This window comes from Flavobacterium zhoui (assembly GCF_042787235.1).
GTDB lineage: Bacteria > Bacteroidota > Bacteroidia > Flavobacteriales > Flavobacteriaceae > Flavobacterium > Flavobacterium zhoui.
Window position 1 is genome coordinate 91469 of the sequence record NZ_JBHZPY010000009.1, and the last position, 18225, is coordinate 109693.

The 18225-nt window shown below is 33.9% G+C and carries 22 protein-coding genes and 1 pseudogene; 13 read left to right on the forward strand and 10 right to left on the reverse strand.

Annotation, left to right across the window (positions count from 1 at the left end; genetic code table 11):
- Positions 1 to 37: 37 nt before the first annotated feature.
- A complete protein-coding gene (locus ACFX5F_RS11200) occupies positions 38 to 328 on the reverse strand; it encodes a type II toxin-antitoxin system RelE/ParE family toxin (RefSeq protein ID WP_379852120.1) in 291 nt (96 codons plus the stop codon).
- On the reverse strand, positions 315 to 563 hold the full coding sequence (locus tag ACFX5F_RS11205; RefSeq protein WP_379852121.1) for a hypothetical protein: 249 nt from the start codon (positions 561 to 563) through the stop codon (positions 315 to 317). The genes ACFX5F_RS11200 and ACFX5F_RS11205 overlap by 14 nt, the downstream gene beginning before the upstream one ends.
- Before the next feature lie 122 nt (positions 564 to 685).
- On the opposite strand from ACFX5F_RS11205, the gene mtaB reads away from it, so the two are divergent.
- Positions 686 to 2014: a tRNA (N(6)-L-threonylcarbamoyladenosine(37)-C(2))-methylthiotransferase MtaB gene (gene mtaB, locus ACFX5F_RS11210; RefSeq protein ID WP_379852122.1), complete on the forward strand. Its 1329-nt coding sequence runs from the start codon at positions 686 to 688 to the stop codon at positions 2012 to 2014.
- Between the two features lie 220 nt (positions 2015 to 2234).
- Here mtaB and ACFX5F_RS11215 read toward each other — a convergent pair whose 3' ends face one another.
- From ACFX5F_RS11215 to ACFX5F_RS11225, 3 genes are all read right to left on the reverse strand, one after another.
- On the reverse strand, positions 2235 to 2951 hold the full coding sequence (locus tag ACFX5F_RS11215) for a 3-ketoacyl-ACP reductase (protein ID WP_379852123.1): 717 nt from the start codon (positions 2949 to 2951) through the stop codon (positions 2235 to 2237).
- A gap of 88 nt (positions 2952 to 3039) precedes the next feature.
- Complete coding sequence (locus tag ACFX5F_RS11220) at positions 3040 to 3729, reverse strand: CPBP family intramembrane glutamic endopeptidase (protein ID WP_379852124.1); 690 nt, start codon at positions 3727 to 3729, stop codon at positions 3040 to 3042.
- Between the two features lie 2 nt (positions 3730 to 3731).
- Positions 3732 to 4553, reverse strand: a complete 822-nt coding sequence (locus ACFX5F_RS11225; protein ID WP_379852125.1) for a DUF6929 family protein — start codon at positions 4551 to 4553, stop codon at positions 3732 to 3734.
- Positions 4554 to 4702: 149 nt separating this feature from the next.
- On the opposite strand from ACFX5F_RS11225, the gene ACFX5F_RS11230 reads away from it, so the two are divergent.
- The 5 genes and pseudogenes from ACFX5F_RS11230 to ACFX5F_RS11250 all read left to right on the forward strand — a co-directional run.
- The gene (locus ACFX5F_RS11230) at positions 4703 to 5584 is read left to right on the forward strand and encodes a PPK2 family polyphosphate kinase (protein ID WP_379852126.1); all 882 of its coding nucleotides are present in this window, start codon (positions 4703 to 4705) and stop codon (positions 5582 to 5584) included.
- Between the two features lie 188 nt (positions 5585 to 5772).
- Positions 5773 to 5901, forward strand: a complete 129-nt coding sequence (locus ACFX5F_RS11235; RefSeq protein ID WP_379852127.1) for a hypothetical protein — start codon at positions 5773 to 5775, stop codon at positions 5899 to 5901.
- Between the two features lie 21 nt (positions 5902 to 5922).
- Positions 5923 to 7221 carry a PhoX family protein gene (locus tag ACFX5F_RS11240; protein ID WP_379852128.1) on the forward strand — a complete coding sequence of 433 codons (1299 nt, stop codon included), beginning with the start codon at positions 5923 to 5925 and terminating at the stop codon, positions 7219 to 7221.
- Positions 7222 to 7308: 87 nt separating this feature from the next.
- Positions 7309 to 7641 (forward strand): hypothetical protein, encoded by a 333-nt coding sequence (locus ACFX5F_RS11245; protein WP_379852129.1) that lies wholly within the window; start codon positions 7309 to 7311, stop codon positions 7639 to 7641.
- Positions 7617 to 8420 (forward strand): annotated as a pseudogene (locus tag ACFX5F_RS11250) (ATP-binding protein); the annotation flags it as partial. The gene ACFX5F_RS11245 and the pseudogene ACFX5F_RS11250, both read left to right, overlap by 25 nt.
- Positions 8421 to 8592: 172 nt before the next feature.
- On the opposite strand, the gene ACFX5F_RS11255 reads toward ACFX5F_RS11250, so the two are convergent.
- The 5 genes from ACFX5F_RS11255 to ACFX5F_RS11275 all read right to left on the reverse strand — a co-directional run bounded on the left by ACFX5F_RS11255 (position 8593) and on the right by ACFX5F_RS11275 (position 11253).
- On the reverse strand, positions 8593 to 8865 hold the full coding sequence (locus ACFX5F_RS11255) for a type II toxin-antitoxin system RelE/ParE family toxin (RefSeq protein ID WP_379852190.1): 273 nt from the start codon (positions 8863 to 8865) through the stop codon (positions 8593 to 8595).
- 62 nt (positions 8866 to 8927) lie between these two features.
- Positions 8928 to 9284: a hypothetical protein gene (locus tag ACFX5F_RS11260; RefSeq protein ID WP_379852130.1), complete on the reverse strand. Its 357-nt coding sequence runs from the start codon at positions 9282 to 9284 to the stop codon at positions 8928 to 8930.
- A 293-nt stretch (positions 9285 to 9577) separates the two neighbouring features.
- On the reverse strand, positions 9578 to 9883 hold the full coding sequence (locus ACFX5F_RS11265) for a VOC family protein (RefSeq protein WP_379852131.1): 306 nt from the start codon (positions 9881 to 9883) through the stop codon (positions 9578 to 9580).
- A gap of 48 nt (positions 9884 to 9931) precedes the next feature.
- Positions 9932 to 10576, reverse strand: a complete 645-nt coding sequence (locus ACFX5F_RS11270; RefSeq protein ID WP_379852132.1) for a dienelactone hydrolase family protein — start codon at positions 10574 to 10576, stop codon at positions 9932 to 9934.
- Positions 10577 to 10617: 41 nt separating this feature from the next.
- Complete coding sequence (locus ACFX5F_RS11275) at positions 10618 to 11253, reverse strand: phosphoribosyltransferase (RefSeq protein ID WP_379852133.1); 636 nt, start codon at positions 11251 to 11253, stop codon at positions 10618 to 10620.
- 240 nt (positions 11254 to 11493) lie between these two features.
- Here ACFX5F_RS11275 and ACFX5F_RS11280 point away from each other — a divergent pair, with 240 nt between their 5' ends.
- From ACFX5F_RS11280 to ACFX5F_RS11310, 7 genes are all read left to right on the forward strand, one after another.
- A complete protein-coding gene (locus ACFX5F_RS11280) occupies positions 11494 to 12444 on the forward strand; it encodes an ion channel (RefSeq protein ID WP_379852134.1) in 951 nt (316 codons plus the stop codon).
- A gap of 79 nt (positions 12445 to 12523) precedes the next feature.
- Positions 12524 to 13420 (forward strand): MerR family transcriptional regulator, encoded by an 897-nt coding sequence (locus tag ACFX5F_RS11285; RefSeq protein WP_379852135.1) that lies wholly within the window; start codon positions 12524 to 12526, stop codon positions 13418 to 13420.
- A 38-nt stretch (positions 13421 to 13458) separates the two neighbouring features.
- Positions 13459 to 14928, forward strand: a complete 1470-nt coding sequence (locus ACFX5F_RS11290) for a phytoene desaturase family protein (protein WP_379852136.1) — start codon at positions 13459 to 13461, stop codon at positions 14926 to 14928.
- 2 nt (positions 14929 to 14930) lie between these two features.
- Positions 14931 to 15770, forward strand: coding sequence for a phytoene/squalene synthase family protein (locus ACFX5F_RS11295; RefSeq protein ID WP_379852137.1), 840 nt, complete (start codon positions 14931 to 14933; stop codon positions 15768 to 15770).
- Between the two features lie 47 nt (positions 15771 to 15817).
- Positions 15818 to 16258: a sterol desaturase family protein gene (locus ACFX5F_RS11300; RefSeq protein ID WP_379852138.1), complete on the forward strand. Its 441-nt coding sequence runs from the start codon at positions 15818 to 15820 to the stop codon at positions 16256 to 16258.
- A 143-nt stretch (positions 16259 to 16401) separates the two neighbouring features.
- Complete coding sequence (locus ACFX5F_RS11305; protein WP_379852139.1) at positions 16402 to 16863, forward strand: SRPBCC family protein; 462 nt, start codon at positions 16402 to 16404, stop codon at positions 16861 to 16863.
- Positions 16863 to 18158 carry a cryptochrome/photolyase family protein gene (locus tag ACFX5F_RS11310; protein WP_379852140.1) on the forward strand — a complete coding sequence of 432 codons (1296 nt, stop codon included), beginning with the start codon at positions 16863 to 16865 and terminating at the stop codon, positions 18156 to 18158. Before ACFX5F_RS11305 ends, ACFX5F_RS11310 begins: the two co-directional genes overlap by 1 nt.
- The last annotated feature ends 67 nt before the right edge of the window (positions 18159 to 18225 follow it).

The following is an 18225-nucleotide window of genomic DNA, read 5'->3' on the forward strand; positions in this document are numbered from 1 at the left end:
CGTTTTCTGAAATCTAAATAATATCCTGAAAAAGTAGCTATCTGAATTTTTCACTTGGATTTCTACTTGTATGGAAAACCGACAAAATAACAATAACATTTTCAATTGAATAAACCACTATGAAAGGGTATTTTTTAAGCGGCACTTGTCTAAAATGGTTCTTAAAAACTTGAAAAATATTTGGGTTTTTGTGTATTGAATTTATACAATTATGTAATTGAATTAAAAAATTGTCGGCTACTTTATCAGAAATTAAATTATAGTGAAAAAATACTTCTTCAGTCTGATTTTCAGCTTTTTTAGAAATGATTAATTTAAATTCTTTCATTTCTTTTTTTAAGTAAGCTACTTTTTACCTCATCCCAAGTTTGTCCTTTATCCTCTCCCGATAAATATTTTGAACGACTTTCTTGAATAATATTCAATTGTTCTTCTGAAAGTTTATATTCATTTTTATCTTCCAGTAAAATAGCATTCAAATATTCAATAAGATTTTTATCTTCTATTTGAATTATTTTTTCAATCAAATTTAGTTTTTCTATTTGTAATTGAGTTGATTGCATAATATTAGTATAAATTATTGGCACTACAAATATAAATAATTAGGAGCTTTAAAGTATAAATTTTTGTTCGTAAATTTGCATACTCAATTGTTTGACAACGATTTCATTAATTGAGTTATTTTATGGAAAATAGAAAAAAAGTTGCCTTTTATACGCTTGGTTGCAAACTGAATTTTTCGGAAACATCTACGATTGCCCGTTCTATTCAGGATGAAGGTTTTGATCGGGTGGATTTTGAGGAAGTGGCTGATATGTATGTGATTAATACGTGTTCGGTTACGGAAAATGCAGATAAGCAGTTCAAGCAAGTTGTGAGAAAAGCGATGAAATTGAATGATAAAGCATTTGTTGTGGCGGTGGGTTGTTATGCGCAATTGAAACCGGAAGAATTAGCCGCAGTTGATGGTGTGGATCTAGTTCTTGGTGCAACGGAGAAATTTAAAATCACCGATTATATCAATGATTTGTCTAAAAATGATTTTGGGGAAGTACATTCCTGTGAAATTGCCGAAGCGGATTTTTATGTGGGAAGTTATTCGATAGGGGATAGAACCCGTGCTTTCTTGAAAGTACAAGATGGTTGCGATTATAAATGCACCTATTGTACGATTCCATTGGCGAGAGGAATTTCGCGAAGTGATGAATTGGAAAATGTATTGAAAAATGCAGCTGAAATTTCAAAACAAAATATCAAGGAAATTGTGCTTACCGGTGTAAATATAGGAGATTACGGAAAAGGGGAATTTGGAAACAAAAAACACGAACATACTTTCTTAGAATTAGTTCAGGAATTAGATAAAGTGGAAGGAATCGAACGATTGCGAATATCCTCAATTGAACCGAATTTATTGAAAAATGAAACGATCGAATTTGTATCAAAAAGCAGGACTTTTGTGCCGCATTTTCATATTCCGTTGCAATCCGGGAGCAATGATATTTTGAAGTTGATGAAACGTCGTTACCAACGTGAAGTATATACCGAAAGAGTAAACAAAATTCGGGAAGTTATGCCACACGCTTGTATTGGTGTGGATGTAATTGTTGGTTTTCCTGGTGAAACAGATGAGCACTTTTTGGAAACCTATCATTTTTTGAATGATATGGATATTTCATATTTGCATGTTTTTACATATTCAGAGCGGGATAATACGGAAGCGGCAGCAATGGAAGGTGTTGTTGCAGGAAATGTTCGCGCCAAGCGCAGCAAAATGATGCGTGGTTTATCCGTTAAAAAACGTCGTGCTTTTTACGAAAGCCAATTGGGAACAGACAGAACCGTTTTGTTTGAAAGCGAAAATAAAGAAGGCTATATTCACGGTTTTACGGAAAATTATGTAAAAGTAAAAACACCTTGGAATCCTGAATTAGTAAATACATTACACGAAATTAATTTGACAAAAATTGATGAAGACGGAAGTGTACGAATGGATTTTATTTCGGTTTTGGTGTAAAGTTTAAAATCATTGTTTAACCATATAAGCCATTTAAGATTTTTTTTAAACCATTAAAAGATTATGTGCAAAACTTAATTTTAAAACATTTAAGTCATATAAATTTAAACCATTAAGGCATTAAGAAAATTAGGGTAAAACTTAATAAAACTTAATTTCTTAATGGTTTTGTATTAGATATTGGTCATTCGACTTTAAGACTTTTGACTTTCGACTACTTTTAAGGGTTCGTAGACCAAATACTACTGTTTTTTATAAATACGCGTCGGTTTAATTTAAGTTGTGCGATGATTAATTCAGCCATATCTTCGGCTTGCATTACTTTTTGAGGATTTCCATCGGTCAGTTTTAATTCTTTGGCCATATCTGTTGCAACAGTGCTTGGTGTTAATGCCGTTACACGAATGTTATGCTTGCGCACTTCCTGCATTAAAGATTCCGTCAATCCTAAAACTGCAAATTTAGAAGCACTGTAGGCACTTGTTAAAGCATTTCCGCTTAATCCAGCTGTTGAAGAAATGTTGATGATATCACCCGTTTGTCTTTCTATCATATTAGGTAAAACGGCACGTGTCATATAATAGGTTCCCATTAAGTTCACCTGAATAATGCGTTCCCAATCCGTTGGTTCCAGTTCTAAGAATTTTCCAAAAGCAGCTATTCCGGCATTGTTTATTAAAATATCAATGGTTCCAAATTCAGCTAACGCTTTTTCAACTGCAGCGTTCACCGAATTGATATCAGCGACGTCAGCGGTTATTGCCAGTGCTTTTACTCGTAAAGACCTCACTTTTGCAGCTACACTGTCTATTTCCTCCTGTGTTCTGGCAACCAAAATCACATTTACACCTTCTTTGGCTAAGGCCAATGCTATAGCTTTTCCGATTCCTTTTCCTGCGCCGGTGATTAAGGCATTTTTATTTTTTAAGTCTGTCATTTTATTTAAGTTTGAATGTTGTAAGCAAAGTTAAACTATTCCCTTTTTTTTATAGGAATCATAATGTGAAAAAAAGTATAATTTTATATTACTGTAATTGCGATGTTTTGTTTAGTAATACCAATAGATCCCATAAGAAATGGCACATTATTAAAATTTTAATGTTTTTGTATTTTTGATAATAGACAGCAAATAAAAGTCCTATAAAAACGGGTCCAATTATTTGTATAAGAGTGCCGTAGCTATAATGTATAAGCCCAAAAAGAATACTTGATATAAGGATTGCTGCAGGAGTGTTTTTTAATAGTATTTCTAATCTAGGAATTAAATATCCTCTAAAAATTAATTCCTCTGTGACACCTGCAGTTATTGATGTAAATAGGATTAGAAAAATATTGTTTTTAAAAAGTTTCATGATTTCGTTCATCTTTTTACTGTCAATATTTGAATCAGCTATTTTAAAAATAAAATATACAACGAGCATTATCAGAAAAAGAGAAAACATTAGTTTAGCTACCGATTTTAAAAAAAAGATCAACGAATATTTTTCTTCAGTCCATAATAGAAAAGGCTGTCTTTCCATCTTAATGGAATAGATATACAGTAAAAAAAGACAACCCCAAATAGCTAATCTGGAGATAGAAAATTTTATTTGTTTACTAAAATTAGTGTGCTCCAATAATTGAAAAGATGCTGCGACAGTAAATAGAATAAGTAGTAAAAATAAAATTCCACCAATTAAGACTGATTTTTTAGTTGTTTTTAAATAGTCTACCATTTTTAAATTAAGTCGATTGTCAGTTTATAAATATCCGTTTCCAGCGCTTCGGTGTCTTTATCTTCGCAGAGGAGGAATTCTATATTTTCTTTTGAATTGGCATATAAGGTTAATCCTTCGAATTTGTGGGTTGCTGAAATTTTTTGGGTAAATGTCAGTTCGAAAGTGTCTAGTGACAACGCACCAATGAAACTTCCTAGGACTTCTCCATCATCATAAGTTGAGGTCGTGTTTTCGACAGCTGCCAAGAAATAGATTTTATCTTCTACGAGAATAGCATCGGTAAAAGTGGCTTCTACGTTTTGGATTTTTGGTAATGGGATTGGAGAAAAATGAATGTCATTTCCTTCTTTATCCAAAACAAAGATGCCATTTTTAGATTGCGCTCCATTTCCCCGTTGGAACAAATGCCATTTTTCATTGTGAAATAAAGCGCCTTCCAAGTTTAAATCATCATCTGAGATAGAAGCGGTTTGTTTTAGCTTTTCATAAATTGTGGATAAGTCTTTTTCTTCTATTGCTTTAGAAGTAAAATCATAACTGATGCGTTTATTCCTATTTGGTGTTGAACCAGAACCAAAAAGATATAATTTACTTCCTTTTTGAGTTATGGATTCAAAATCGAATTTGTCTTTTTTAGGAATGTTTTCCTGACTGTTTTCGAAAAGCTTTATTTTGTGGAGTTCTTTTTCTTTGATGTTGTATTTGTAAAGAAAAGAGCTGTTGTCAGAGATTATAAACAAGGAATCGTCTTTGTTAATAAGTCCTGATGCCGAACCAATACCGATGATTTGAAATAGTAATTCGAGCGTGAATTTTTCCATGAGTTTTATTTTGAAAAGGATGTCCTAGCCCTGATAGTAGTGAAAATCCTTTTATTATTTTCTTTAAAATAATAAAAGATTGAAACGTATAGCAGGAAATAGCTCCTTAATATTTGTTATATTTGAGATGTAAATATAAATTATTTCCTATGAAGTCTATTAATCCTGATGATTTTAAAGTGACTGGCAAAATTGATTTGTCCAGTATTCCTACCAACCTATTCAATGGAAATAGTGATGATAAAAAGGAAGAAAAATTAGAAAAAGTTCAGGTGAAATTGAGTGAAATACAAGATGTGATGTATGCGCACAATCGCTATGGCGTTTTGGTTTGTCTGCAAGGCATGGATACCTCGGGGAAGGATAGTATGATTCGGGAAGTTTTTAAAGAATTTAATTCGCGTGGTGTTGTGGTGCATAGTTTCAAAACGCCGAATTCAAATGAGTTAGAACACGATTATTTGTGGAGACATTATTTGGTTTTGCCTGAAAAGGGAAAGTTTACGGTTTTTAACAGATCACATTATGAAAATGTTTTGGTCACCAGAGTGCATCCTGAATATATTATGAATGAAAATTTGCCTGGTATTGAAACCGTAGAAGATATTACACCTCAGTTTTGGGAAAATAGAATGCAGCAAATCAATAATTTTGAGAAGCACATTACCCAAAACGGAACTATTATGCTGAAATTCTTTTTGCACATGAGTAAAGAAGAGCAAAGACAGCGCTTGTTACGCCGATTAGAAGAGCAAAAACACAATTGGAAATTCTCGACAGGTGATTTAAAAGAAAGAGATCGTTGGGATGATTATATGCATTTTTACGAAGAAGCAATTAACAATACAAGTTCAGAATATGCGCCTTGGTATGTTATTCCTGCAGATGATAAAGAAATGGCACGATATATCGTTGCTAAAATTATTTGGGAAGAAATGCAAAAGCATACTGACATTAAAGAGCCAGAAATGGATGAAAAAGTTAGGGAGAATATCGAAATGTATAAAGAGATGTTAAAGAAAGAGGATTAGATTAAAATGCTATTTCATTCCGTGTTAAGCTATATTCAATATGTAATTACTAAAAAGTTAGTACGTTAATTAATTGTTTTTTTTGAATTAAAAACCGGCTAAATTGTCGGTTTTTTCTTAATGTTCCATTCATTTAAAGTTAAAATTCAGTGCATTTTTTTGCCTTGGATTTTAAACTATCGATCAAGATGAAAAGAATTATTTTACCAATGTTATTTTTAGCCTCATTAATCTCTTGTGAGGATGATGCTAAATCCTCAAGCGAAACTACAAGTGTGGTTTTGGCCAATCAATCAGCAACTCCTGTATTATTATAAAAGCAAGCCGGTTTTGAGCGTTTGGAGCTTTTTTCACTGATTACTTCAGACGATGTTTTGGCAGGAAGCCCAAATTATATTTTTGGTGGTTCAGCTGATGGATCTAGATTGTTGAAAAATGAGGATGGTACTTTTACTTTTTTAGTAAATCAAGAAGATAATTTTTCGGTTTCCAGAATTACATTAGACAAAAATTTCAAACCTACAAAAGGGGAATATTTATTGAATTCTAATGAAGGAATCTGGAGGTTGTGCGGTGCTACTATGGCAACTGTTGCGGAACATGGTTTTGGACCATTGTATTTAACTTGTGGAGAATCTGGTGAAAAATCTCGTACTCATGCAGTAAATCCTTTTGGAGATGTAGGAACAGCTTCAGTTTCTAAAGAATTACCAGGTTTAGGAAGATTGAGTGCAGAGAATGCTTTGTCTTTAAGAAAAACTGCTTTTTCAGGAAAAACAGTTGTTGTAATTGGTGATGACGATTCTGGGACTTATAGAGGTCAGGTGTTCATGTATGTTTCCAATACTGTTGGTGATTTAGCAAATGGTTCTTTATATATGATGAAAAGAACAGATGATAATCAGAGAGAAAAAGACATGGTTACTGGGCAAACATATCCTGTTTCGTTTGTAAAAATAGAAAATCATACTACAATGACCGGCGCCCAAATTAATGCATCAGTAAATACATTGAAAGCAATAAAATTTGGTAGAGTTGAAGACTTAGATTATAGAAAAGGTGGAGATGCGGCTGATCGTGAAATCTACTTTAACGCTACAGGACAAAATACTACAGGTACAAATGCTGACGCTTCAAGAAAAAAATACGGTAGAGTTTATAAGTTGAATTTAGATGTTGCAAACCCATTGGCAGGAACTTTACAGGTAATTCTTGATGGAGATGATCGCACTGGAATTGCAGGAAAATTTCAAAATCGAGATAACATTTGCGTAACTAAAAACTATGTTTATGTGGAGGAAGGTGCAAATGGATATGGGGATGAAACGCATGACGGGTACATTTATCAGTACTATATTGCTACTAAACAATTGAAAGTTGTTGTAGAATTAGATCACCGTCGTGATGCTACTGATGCTGCAAAGTATAATGTAGGCGGAACAAGTAAATTTGGAGATTGGGAATATGGAGCATTAATTGATGTTTCTGAACAAGTAGGAATTGACGATACTTTTTTATTAAGTGTTCAGCCTCATACTTGGAGAGGAACAAAATACAAAGGAGTTGATGGAGGAACTAATCGTCCAAATGAAGATCAAGCCAGCCAAATTGTAATCATCAAAGGACTTGCCAGATAATTTATTTCTAAAGTAAATAGTTACAAAAATCTACGGTTTCGCATTTGAAATCGTGGTTTTTGCTTTTGTCCATTTTTAAAATTTATTATGAAAAAAATCTTTTTTCTTTTACCATTGATTCTACTTTTCTATTGTAAAAACCGACCTAAACATAAAGAAATTAATGATTTGTTTCTATTCAATATTCAAGTTCTGATTCAAGATGTTTCGCGGCTGGAGCTTTTGGTGAAATCGGATTCGATTTCGACACAAATTCAAAAACAGTTTCTTAATGCACATCAAAACTATAAAAAAGTAGAAATGCTCAGCGAATATTATTTTCCGGTTGTTTCTAAAGCGATTAACGGCCCTGCATTAGATGAATATGAAGAAGATGAAGGTAAAACGGTACCTCCAGAGGACGTTTCTCAGAATTGTTAACCGATTTAAAAATTCCTTTCCCACAGTTTGGGATTGCAGAAACCGCTGACGAAGCTTCTGCTTTGGCTGATACTTTAGACTTTACATTATTGATTCGTCCTTTGTATGTGTTGTGTGGTCAGGGAATGAAAATTGTCATCAACAAACAAGAATTAGAAGAACACGTTATCAATTTATTGAAAACGATTCCAGGAAATAAATTGCTTTTAGATCATTATTTAGATGGTGCAATTGAAGCCGAGACTGATGCGATTTGCGATGGGGAAAATGTCTACATCATAGGAATTATGGAGCATATTGAACCTTGCGGAGTGCACTCAGGAGACAGTAATGCTACTTTGCCTCCGTTTAATTTAGGTGAATTTGTAATGCAACAAATAAAAGACCATACCAAAAATATTGCATTGGCTTTGAGAACCGTTGGTTTAATCAACATTCAGTTTGCTATCAAAGATGATATTGTTTACATCATTGAAGCGAATCCTAGAGCGTCTCGTACGGTTCCATTTATTGCGAAAGCATACGGAGAGCCTTATGTAAACTATGCGACTAAAGTAATGTTAGGTCACAATAAAGTAACTGATTTTACTTTCAACCCACAGTTGAAAGGATATGCCATCAAGCAGCCGGTTTTCTCTTTCAGCAAATTTCATAATGTAAACAAAGCATTAGGATCGGAAATGAAATCAACAGGAGAAAGCATCTTGTTTATTGATGACTTGAAAGACGATCAATTCTACGGATTGTACTCTAGAAGAAAAATGTATTTGAGTAAATAAAAACTTGAATTTGTTATAGTGAAAAAGCCCCGTTTGGGGCTTTTTTTGTGGGATTGCGTTTTGTGTTAGTTGTGTATCGTTACGGGGTCAAAGTCGGAGACATTTGCCCAACGTTTCAGATGAACATATAGTAGGAACAGGTTCTCAAAAGGAAAGAACAATGATTGTTTGTTTAAATAGTAGGATGTTTGTCAGGATTTGGAGAAGTATGAAATACGGCGTTTAAAAACACAGTTTTGCTAGGTTCGTCAACAATAAAAAAAGCAATGTACGGAAATTTATCAAAAGGCAAAAACCGATAATTGGTATCGCGAAACTGATAAAAAGGATTAGTTTGTAATATTTTATATGCTTTTTGGTAATTTTTTAAAAAATCTAATGCTACTTTTTTATTGGCTTTATGAACGTAATATTCAATAGCGTCTTCAATATTTTTGGAAGCAATGGGTTAAAAAAAGCCCAAATGAAAAATTCGGGCTTTTCTTCTTCTTCTTCTTTATTATGAGTCTAAATCCTGATTAAAAATCTTGTAGACGTTTTTGTATTATTTTGATCATAAATATCAATCAAAATATTGGTATCCTTAGTGATACCAGTTATTAAATAGGAGTAAGGATAATTATTTTTATTTTTTGCTGTTGTATCATCAATGATGAATGGTGCAGTATCCCCTTCTTTTGTAACAATGACCTTTAATAACAATACCGAAGATGTAATTGTCCCAGTAATCGTATATTGTCCATTGACAGCTTTTCCTTCTGGTTGTGTAAATGTAATCGCTGGCGATGATGTTGGGCTATCTTTACTGCAACTTACAATTGATAGTACAATAATTAAAAATGCGAGTATTCGTTTCTTTGTCATAAAATGTTTATTTAATTGTGATTAAATGTTTTTACCTTTTTGTTAAATAATAAGGTTCGTTTTCAAATGTAGTTAATTATTTACTGGGAGATGTTAATATCTGTGAATTATGAAAATATAAATAGTTTTTTTTAAATTACTTGAATAAAAATCAAGGAAATTTATTTCGCCTGATTTTCTTCAAAACTTACCATCCAATTCACGCCAAATTTATCGGTGAACATTCCAAAATAAGCGTCCCAAAAAATATCTTCCATAGGCATCCCCAAAGTTCCGCCAACTGAAAGTGTATTTTACAGCCGGTCAGCTTCTTCTTTACTTTCGGCATTGATGGAAAGCGAAAAATTATTTCCGAAAATGGTTTTGCGTCCAAAATATTCAATATGGTCATTGCCCATCAAGCTAGTCTCTTTACTTATTGGTAAAGAAATATGCATTATTTTTTCGGAACCTTCAGCAGGAATTTTGGTGCTATCGTACGAAGGCATGTCTATATATTTACTAAAATAGGAATACTCGCCGCCAAATACGGATTTGTAAAAATCAAAAGCTTCTTTACAATTTCCGGTAAATACTAAATCCACATTTACTGTTGCCATAATTATTTGATTTTAATAGTTAGTTTATTTTAAAATTTAGAACCGGCATTAATCGTCTTTTTTTGTCAAATATCTTTTGTACCAGGCAATCGCCAAGTCGGCAACTTCCAATAATTTTCCTGGTTCTTCAAACAAATGAGTAGCTCCTGAAATGATTTTCATTTCTTTTACCGATTGTAGCTCGTTAAAGGCCATTTTGTTCATTCCAATTACGGGAATGTCCTCGCCGCCAACAATTAATAAGGTAGGTGCAGTTACCATAGGCAATTCTGTTATGGCCATATCAGGACGACCTCCGCGTAAAACAACAGCTTTTACTGACTTTCCAAAATAAGCTGCGGCTCGTAATGCAGATGCTGCTCCGGTACTTGCGCCAAAGAAGCCTACAGGTAATTCTTTCGCATTTTTATTTTCCATCAGCCTTTTGGTAGCTTCTATCAAGCGGCTGGTCAGTAAATCAATATTAAAGCGGTTTTCGTAAACTTGGTCTTCTTTTTCACTAAGCAAATCAAAAAGGAACGTGGCAATATTGTTATGCTGAAGCAATTCTGCAACCATTTTGTTTCTTGAGCTGAATCTGCTGCTGCCGCTACCATGGGAAAATACAACAAGTCCAATAGCGTTTTCAGGAATCACTAAATCCCCTTTTAATATTACAGTCAATAATGGGATATCGATTTCTAAATTTTTCATCTTCCATTGTGTTTAAGATAAACAATACTAGGTTCGAAATTCTATTCAGTGCGACTTGAAACGCTCAATAACTGAATCACTTCATCATCTTCCACCTGATTAAAGTCTTCATAAAATCCACCCACTCCCCTAAAATATTTGGAAGCAATTAGGTAAATAAACTCATCTGTATTTTGTTCAAATACGGGCACAGTATCATAGGGTATTACAGGCACTGCAACAATAATTTTTGCGGGATTTCTTTTTCGGAGCATATTTATACTAACCAGTAAGGTGTTCCCAGTCGCAATGCCGTCATCTACAACAATTGCATTCTTGCCTTTTATATCAAGAGGAGTACGATTGCCCATATAGATTTCATATTTTTCTCGCATCAATTTTCGAAGTCTCACAATTTCGGTTTCTATATATTCCTTGGGAACGTCAGGATGCTCGTCAATAAGCATGGAATCCATCGATACGGCACCAATAGCAAATTCCTTATTGTACGGATGTCCAATTTTCTTTGAGAGTACAATATCTAGTGGGAGGTGCAAACTTTTGGCAATTGTAGCCGCCACAGGTACTCCGCCTCTGGGAACAGCAAGAACAACGCTATTACTATTTTGATATTTTTTTAATTTTTCTGAAAGCAATAAGCCGGCCTCAATTCTATCTTTTAGCATTTGGTTCTGCATAATATTTATTTTTATTAAAACAAAAAAAAACACATATAAAGGTACTGATTTAAGAGTAGTTGATAATTATTTTTTGTTTTTATGCTAGTTTTTTTTTGTTTAATAATGGAATATCGAATGGAAATTTTCTCGATTAGTTTGGGTTTTACCTGGATTTTAATTTAACTGGAAAAAGCATCTTTTTTTTGAACGGGATTTTAACTAAATTTACTATCAAATAATTATTAAAAAAATCTTCCCTTGAATTCAATAAATGCCAAAGCAAAAGCCGACAAGAATACAGGTTTTGGAACTAACGCCAATAATTATGGCGGACGTTTCGTTAATAAAAACGGGACGGCTAATGTAGAGAAACAGGGAATGCATGTTCTGCAGCGGATTAGCTGGTATCATACTATGATTGATATGCCGGGATGGCAATTTATATTGATCATTCTCTCTTTTTATGTGGCTATCAATTTTATATTTGCATCCATTTATTATGGAATTGGAATCGAACATCTGAATGGGATTTCAACTGCAGATAGTGAATGGGTCAAATTTGGACAGGCTTATTTTTTCAGTGCTCAGACGTTCACCACGGTTGGTTACGGACATATAAGTCCTTCTGGTTTTTTTGCGAGCGCACTTTCTGCAGCCGAAGCATTAATAGGTTTGTTGAGTTTTGCCATTGCAACCGGTTTATTTTTTGGTCGATTTAGTAAACCTACCGCTTTTTTGAAGTTTTCTCATAACGCTGTGATTGCGCCATATGGAGAAATTACCGGTTTGATGATTAGAACCACACCATTTAAAAATACAAATTTTACGGATGCTGAAGCCAAAATAACTCTTGGGATGAGCGTGGAGGAAAACGGGAAAAGGACCAATAAATTCTACGCGCTGGAATTAGAATTGGACAAGATAAATGCATTGACTTTAAGTTGGACCTTAGTACATCCAATTACAGAAGACAGTCCGCTTTATAATTTCACCGCAGCCGATTTTAAAACGACTAATGGTGAGATACTCGTCTTTATAAAAACCTTTGACGATATGTTTAGTAATACTGTTGCCGCTCGTACCTCGTATACTTTTGACGAGGTTGTTTACGGTGCCAAATTTGAACCGATGTACACCAGAAGTGCAGATAATTCAAGAACAATTCTTAATTTGGATAAGTTAAATGTTTACAACAACGTTGATTTATAGTATTACGCATAGTTTTTATTTATTTTGAGCAGAATGTTAAATTATTATTTTACATTTGTTTATTAAATTTTGATAAACGATGAACAATGTTAAAAATGTATTCAGTATTAAAGATCTTGAAAACCTGTCAGGGATAAAAGCGCATACGATACGAATTTGGGAAAAAAGATATGATATACTCCAACCCATGCGTACGGATACTAACATTAGGTTGTACGATTTGGCCAGTTTGCAAAAGCTGCTAAATATTACTTTGTTACATGATTATGGATACAAGATATCAAAAATTGCCACCTATCCACAAGACAAAATACCTTCCCTAGTTCGAGAAATAATTTCAAGTAAAACGGCAAAAAGCCATGCTATAAGTGCTTTTAAGATGGCAATGATGAACTTTGACCAAGAATTATTTTTCAACACCTACAATTGGTTAATTGCAGATAAATCATTCAAAGAAGTGTTTCACGAAGTCTTCATCCCTTTGATGAATGAGCTTGGTTTGCTTTGGCAATCGGATACAATAACGCCTGCTCACGAACATTTTATCAGCTATTTAATCAAGCAAAAACTATTGGTGAATACTGAGAAACTGCAAGTTTTAAAGCAAACTAAAGTAGATAAAGTTTTTGTGCTTTCACTGCCAATGAATGAAATACATGAGCTGGGATTAATGTATTTGCATTATGAAATTTTATTGCATGGCTACAAAGCAATTTACCTAGGTGAAAGTATGCCTATTGAGAATTTAAAAGATTTAAAAAAGCATTTTAATTCCATTGTTTTCATTTCTTATTTTACCGTTCAGCCTGAGAGAGATTCTGTAAATGAATATGTGGCTAAAATGACAGAAGAATTGATCGATGATGCCACTGAGTTATGGTTAACAGGTCGATTGGTTGAGTTTATTAAAAAGGAAGGACTTTCGGATAAAATATCTATTTTTGATTCGATTTCAGAATTAGTAGCTAAAATTTAATTGTTTTTGTTTAAACATTTTGTACATTTGCTAAACAAATGAAAAATAAAATTACAATTATAGGTTCCGGATTTTCAGCTTTGGCTGCTTCTTGTTATTTGGCAAAAAGCGGGCATCAGGTTGAAGTTTTTGAAAAAAATGCGTCGGTAGGCGGTAGAGCAAGACAATTAAAGAAAGAAGGTTTCACTTTTGATATGGGACCAAGCTGGTATTGGATGCCGGATGTCTTTGATCGTTTTTTTGCTGATTTTGGTAAGAAAACAAGCGATTATTATGAGCTCATAAAGTTATCACCGGCATATCGAGTGTATTACGGAATCGATGATTTTATTACCATTGCAGATAATTTAACAGATATCATATTCGCTTTTGAAGAAATTGAAAAAGGAAGCGGAAAGATTTTGAGTGAATTTATGGCTGAAGCCAAAAGCAATTATGATATCGCAATTAAAGATTTAGTTTACCGGCCAGGGATTTCACCTTTGGAATTGGTGACTGTGGAAACCGCTAAAAAAGTGGGGCAGTTTTTCAGTAACATCAGTAAAGATGTTCGTAAGAAATTTAAAAACGAACGATTAATTCAAATTCTCGAATTCCCTGTGCTGTTCCTTGGAGCAAAACCATCACACACTCCATCGTTCTATAGTTTTATGAATTATGCTGATTTTGGTCTTGGAACTTGGCATCCTAAAACAGGAATGTTTGATGTAGTTCGTGCAATGGAAAGCTTAGCACGTGAGTTAGGAGTGACTTTTCATACCAACGCAAATATCGAAAAAATAATTGTTGATAATAAAACGGCCAAAGCGATAGTGGTAAATGGTGAAACGATTGAATCAGATTTGATTTTAAGCGGTGCGGATTATCATCACACGGAAACATTATTAGATCAGGAACATCGTGCATATTCAGAGAAATATTGGGATAGCAGAGTTTTTGCTCCTTCATCATTATTGTTTTACGTAGGTTTCAATAAAAAAATAGAAAACATTTCACATCATGCCTTGTTTTTTGATGTTGATTTTTATCAGCATGCAAAGGATATTTACGATGAGCCACAGTGGCCTAAAGATCCCTTGTTTTATGCCAATTTTCCATCTTTGACGGATAAAACGGCCGCGCCGGAAGGAATGGAATCAGGTTTTTTCCTAGTTCCGTTGGCACCTGGAATCAATGATACTGAGGAGTTAAGGGAAGAGTATTTCGACAAAATAATAAACCGTTTTGAAGCTTTAACACAGCAAAGCGTTAAAAATAATATTATCTTTAAGCAGTCGTTCTGTAAAAATGATTTTGTTTCAGAATACAATTCATATAAAGGGAATGCTTATGGAATGGCAAATACGTTATTACAAACCGCCTTTTTGAGACCAAAACTTAAAAGTAAAAAAGTAAAAAATTTATATTTCACCGGTCAGTTGACCGTTCCTGGACCTGGAGTTCCGCCAGCTCTAATCTCAGGAAAATTAGTATCAGAATTAATTAATAAGCAATTTTCAGATCAATAAATATGAAAAAAATATTTGATGATGTATCTTTCAAATGCAGCAAGTTAGTTACAAAAAACTACAGTACTTCATTTTCATTGGCAGTATATATGCTGTCGCCAAGTATTAGGGATGCTATTTACGGTGTCTATGGCTTTGTGCGTTTTGCTGATGAAATTGTAGATTCATTTCATGGATACGACAAGGAAGATTTGATTAATGATTTCGAAAAAGAGTACTACAAAGGAATTGACAGAGGTATAAGTCTAAACCCAATTTTGAACTCTTTCCAGCAAACGGTTAAAAAATATAATATTTCTGATGACTTGGTTCAGGCTTTTCTTAAAAGTATGAAATTAGATTTGATTAAATCAGATTACAACAGTAAAGAGGAGTATGACGCGTATATTTATGGATCCGCTGATGTGGTAGGTTTAATGTGTCTCAAGGTTTTTGTAGATGGAAACGATATAAAGTACAAGCAATTAAAGAGCGAAGCCATGCGTTTAGGTTCAGCCTTTCAAAAAGTTAATTTTTTGCGAGATCTTAAGGATGATAATTTAATCTTAAACAGGAATTATTTTCCAGGAGTCGATTTAAACTCCTTTGATGAGAATGCAAAAAGAGCCATTATAAAGGAAATAGAAGAAGATTTCAGAGTTGCTTATCAAGGAATTTTGAAGTTACCGATTGAAGCTAAATTTGGTGTTTACACAGCATTTGTCTATTATAAAAAGCTCTTGAAAAAGCTCGAAAATACGCCTTGTCACGAAATTGGCAATGCAAGAATTCGAGTTTCTAATTATACTAAAGCGGGATTACTGGCGCAATCTTTCGTTACTTATAAGTTGAGATTGGTTTAATAATAGCCTTGTTTTGAGAAAATATATTTTAATTAAATGAAAAAATAATGATTTCTTTTATAATCTTTTTAGGTGTTTTCTTTTTTATGGAATGCGTGACCTGGATGACACATAAGTATGTCATGCACGGATTGATGTGGTATTTTCATGCTGACCATCACCAGCCCAAATACGCTAATGTTTTTGAGCGAAACGATATCTTTTTTGTGATTTTTGCTGTACCCAGCATCGTACTTTTTTATTTTGGTGTGCAAGGTGGTATGAATTACCTGTTCTTCATTGGACTTGGAATCACATTCTACGGATTTTGTTATTTCATGATACACGATGTCTTGATACATCAACGTTTTAAGTGGTTCAAAAACACCAATAATAAATATTTGATAGGCTTGCGTAAAGCACATAAAATACATCATAAGCATTTGGGAAAAGAGCATGGAGAGTGTTTTGGAATGTTATTTGTGCCGTTAAAATACTATAAAATGTAAAGTTCAATTGAGGTATGACGGGTCGGGCTATCCGTTCCCGCTTTAATATCTCTGGCAAATAAGCCAGATATTAAAAGGGCTCCACTTCTATCCCTCGCGGAACTCAGGTGAACCAGTAAAGAATCTTTTCTTAATCAGCAATCATGAAAATATACAAACAAGAAACCGTTCAACATGTAAATGCAAGTGTCGAAGAATGTTGGGCTTTTTTTTCAAGCCCAAAGAACCTTCAAAAAATAACACCGGAGGGAATGGGTTTTCAAATAACGGATTTTGATCATAAGTCTATGTATCCGGGACAAATCATTCAATATAAAGTAACGCCCCTTTTTGGGATTACTTTGTCGTGGATGACCGTAATTACCCAAGTCAAGGAAAATAGTTATTTTATAGACGAACAGCGTTTTGGTCCATACAGTTTCTGGCACCACAAACATTTCTTTGAAGCAACACCAAACGGAACCAAAATGACGGATGTGGTGCATTACGGGTTGCCACTTGGCTTTCTGGGCCGAATCATGAATATATTGGTGGTTAAAAATAAATTGAAATCCATTTTTGCTTACCGTGTGACTAAGGTGGACGAAATGTTTAATAAAAAGTAATGAGCAAACAACAAGTAACTATTTTTTGGTTTAGACGAGATTTACGTTTAGAAGATAACGTTGGATTATTCCATGCTTTAAAGTCTAAACAACCTGTAATTTTGTTGTTTATTTTTGATGATGCCATTTTAAACAGTTTGCCAAAAAACGATGCCAGAGTAGGATTTATTCATGAATCACTTTCTAAAATAAATACGGAATTAAAAGAAATAGGAAGTTCGCTTTTAGTTAAAAAAGGAATAACCCTTGAAGTTTGGCAATCACTTTTGCAAGAATTTGATGTAAAGGAAGTCTTCTTCAATAAAGATTATGAACCTTACGCGATAAAGAGGGATAGTGCGATTTGTGAAATATTGGAGGCAAACAATGCAATCTTCTATTCCTTTAAAGACCAAGTCATTTTCGAAGAAAAGGAAATCACAAAAGCCGATGGATTGCCGTACACGGTTTATACACCGTTTAAAAATAAATGGTTGGAAAAATACAAAGCAATGGTTCAGGTTCAGGAATATGATAGTAGCGATCATTTTTCTAATTTTTATCCAAGTGAATTTGCTTTTCCAACTTTGGAACAAATAGGTTTCGAAGAAAGTCCCATAAAAGTAAAACCGCAGAACTTAAAATTTATTTCAAATTATCAAGAAATTCGGGATTTCCCAGCCTTAGACAAAACTTCTTATTTATCACCACATCTGCGTTTCGGAACCGTAAGCATACGTAAATTAGTTAATTGGGCTTTTCATAAAAATGATGTCTTTTTGAGTGAACTGATTTGGAGAGAATTCTTTATGCAAATCTTATTTAATTTTCCAAAAGTAGTTACCCAAAACTTCAAATCAGCGTATGATGGTATTCAGTGGCGCAATGACGATGCCGATTTCAAGCGTTGGTGTTCTGGTACAACTGGATATCCTATGGTGGATGCCGGAATGCGTCAACTAAATGAAACAGGATACATGCACAATAGAGTGCGCATGGTAGTAGCAAGTTTCCTTTGCAAACATTTATTGATTCAGTGGCAGTGGGGAGAGGCTTATTTTGCCGAAAAACTATTGGATTATGATTTATCAGCTAACATCGGAAATTGGCAATGGGCAGCAGGAACAGGTTGCGATGCTGCTCCTTATTTCCGAGTTTTTAATCCGGAGATTCAGCAAAAAAAGTTTGACGAAAATGGAATCTACATCCGCAAATGGATCAAAGAATTTGATTTAGGATATGTAGAACCAATGGTAGCGCACGCTATGGCAAGAGATCGAGCTATAGCAACCTACAAAGCGGGAATTCTAAAGTAATTTTTTTATATTTTCATTTCGACGAAAGAAGAATTTCATCAAGACTAATTATTAGCTAAGAGTGGAT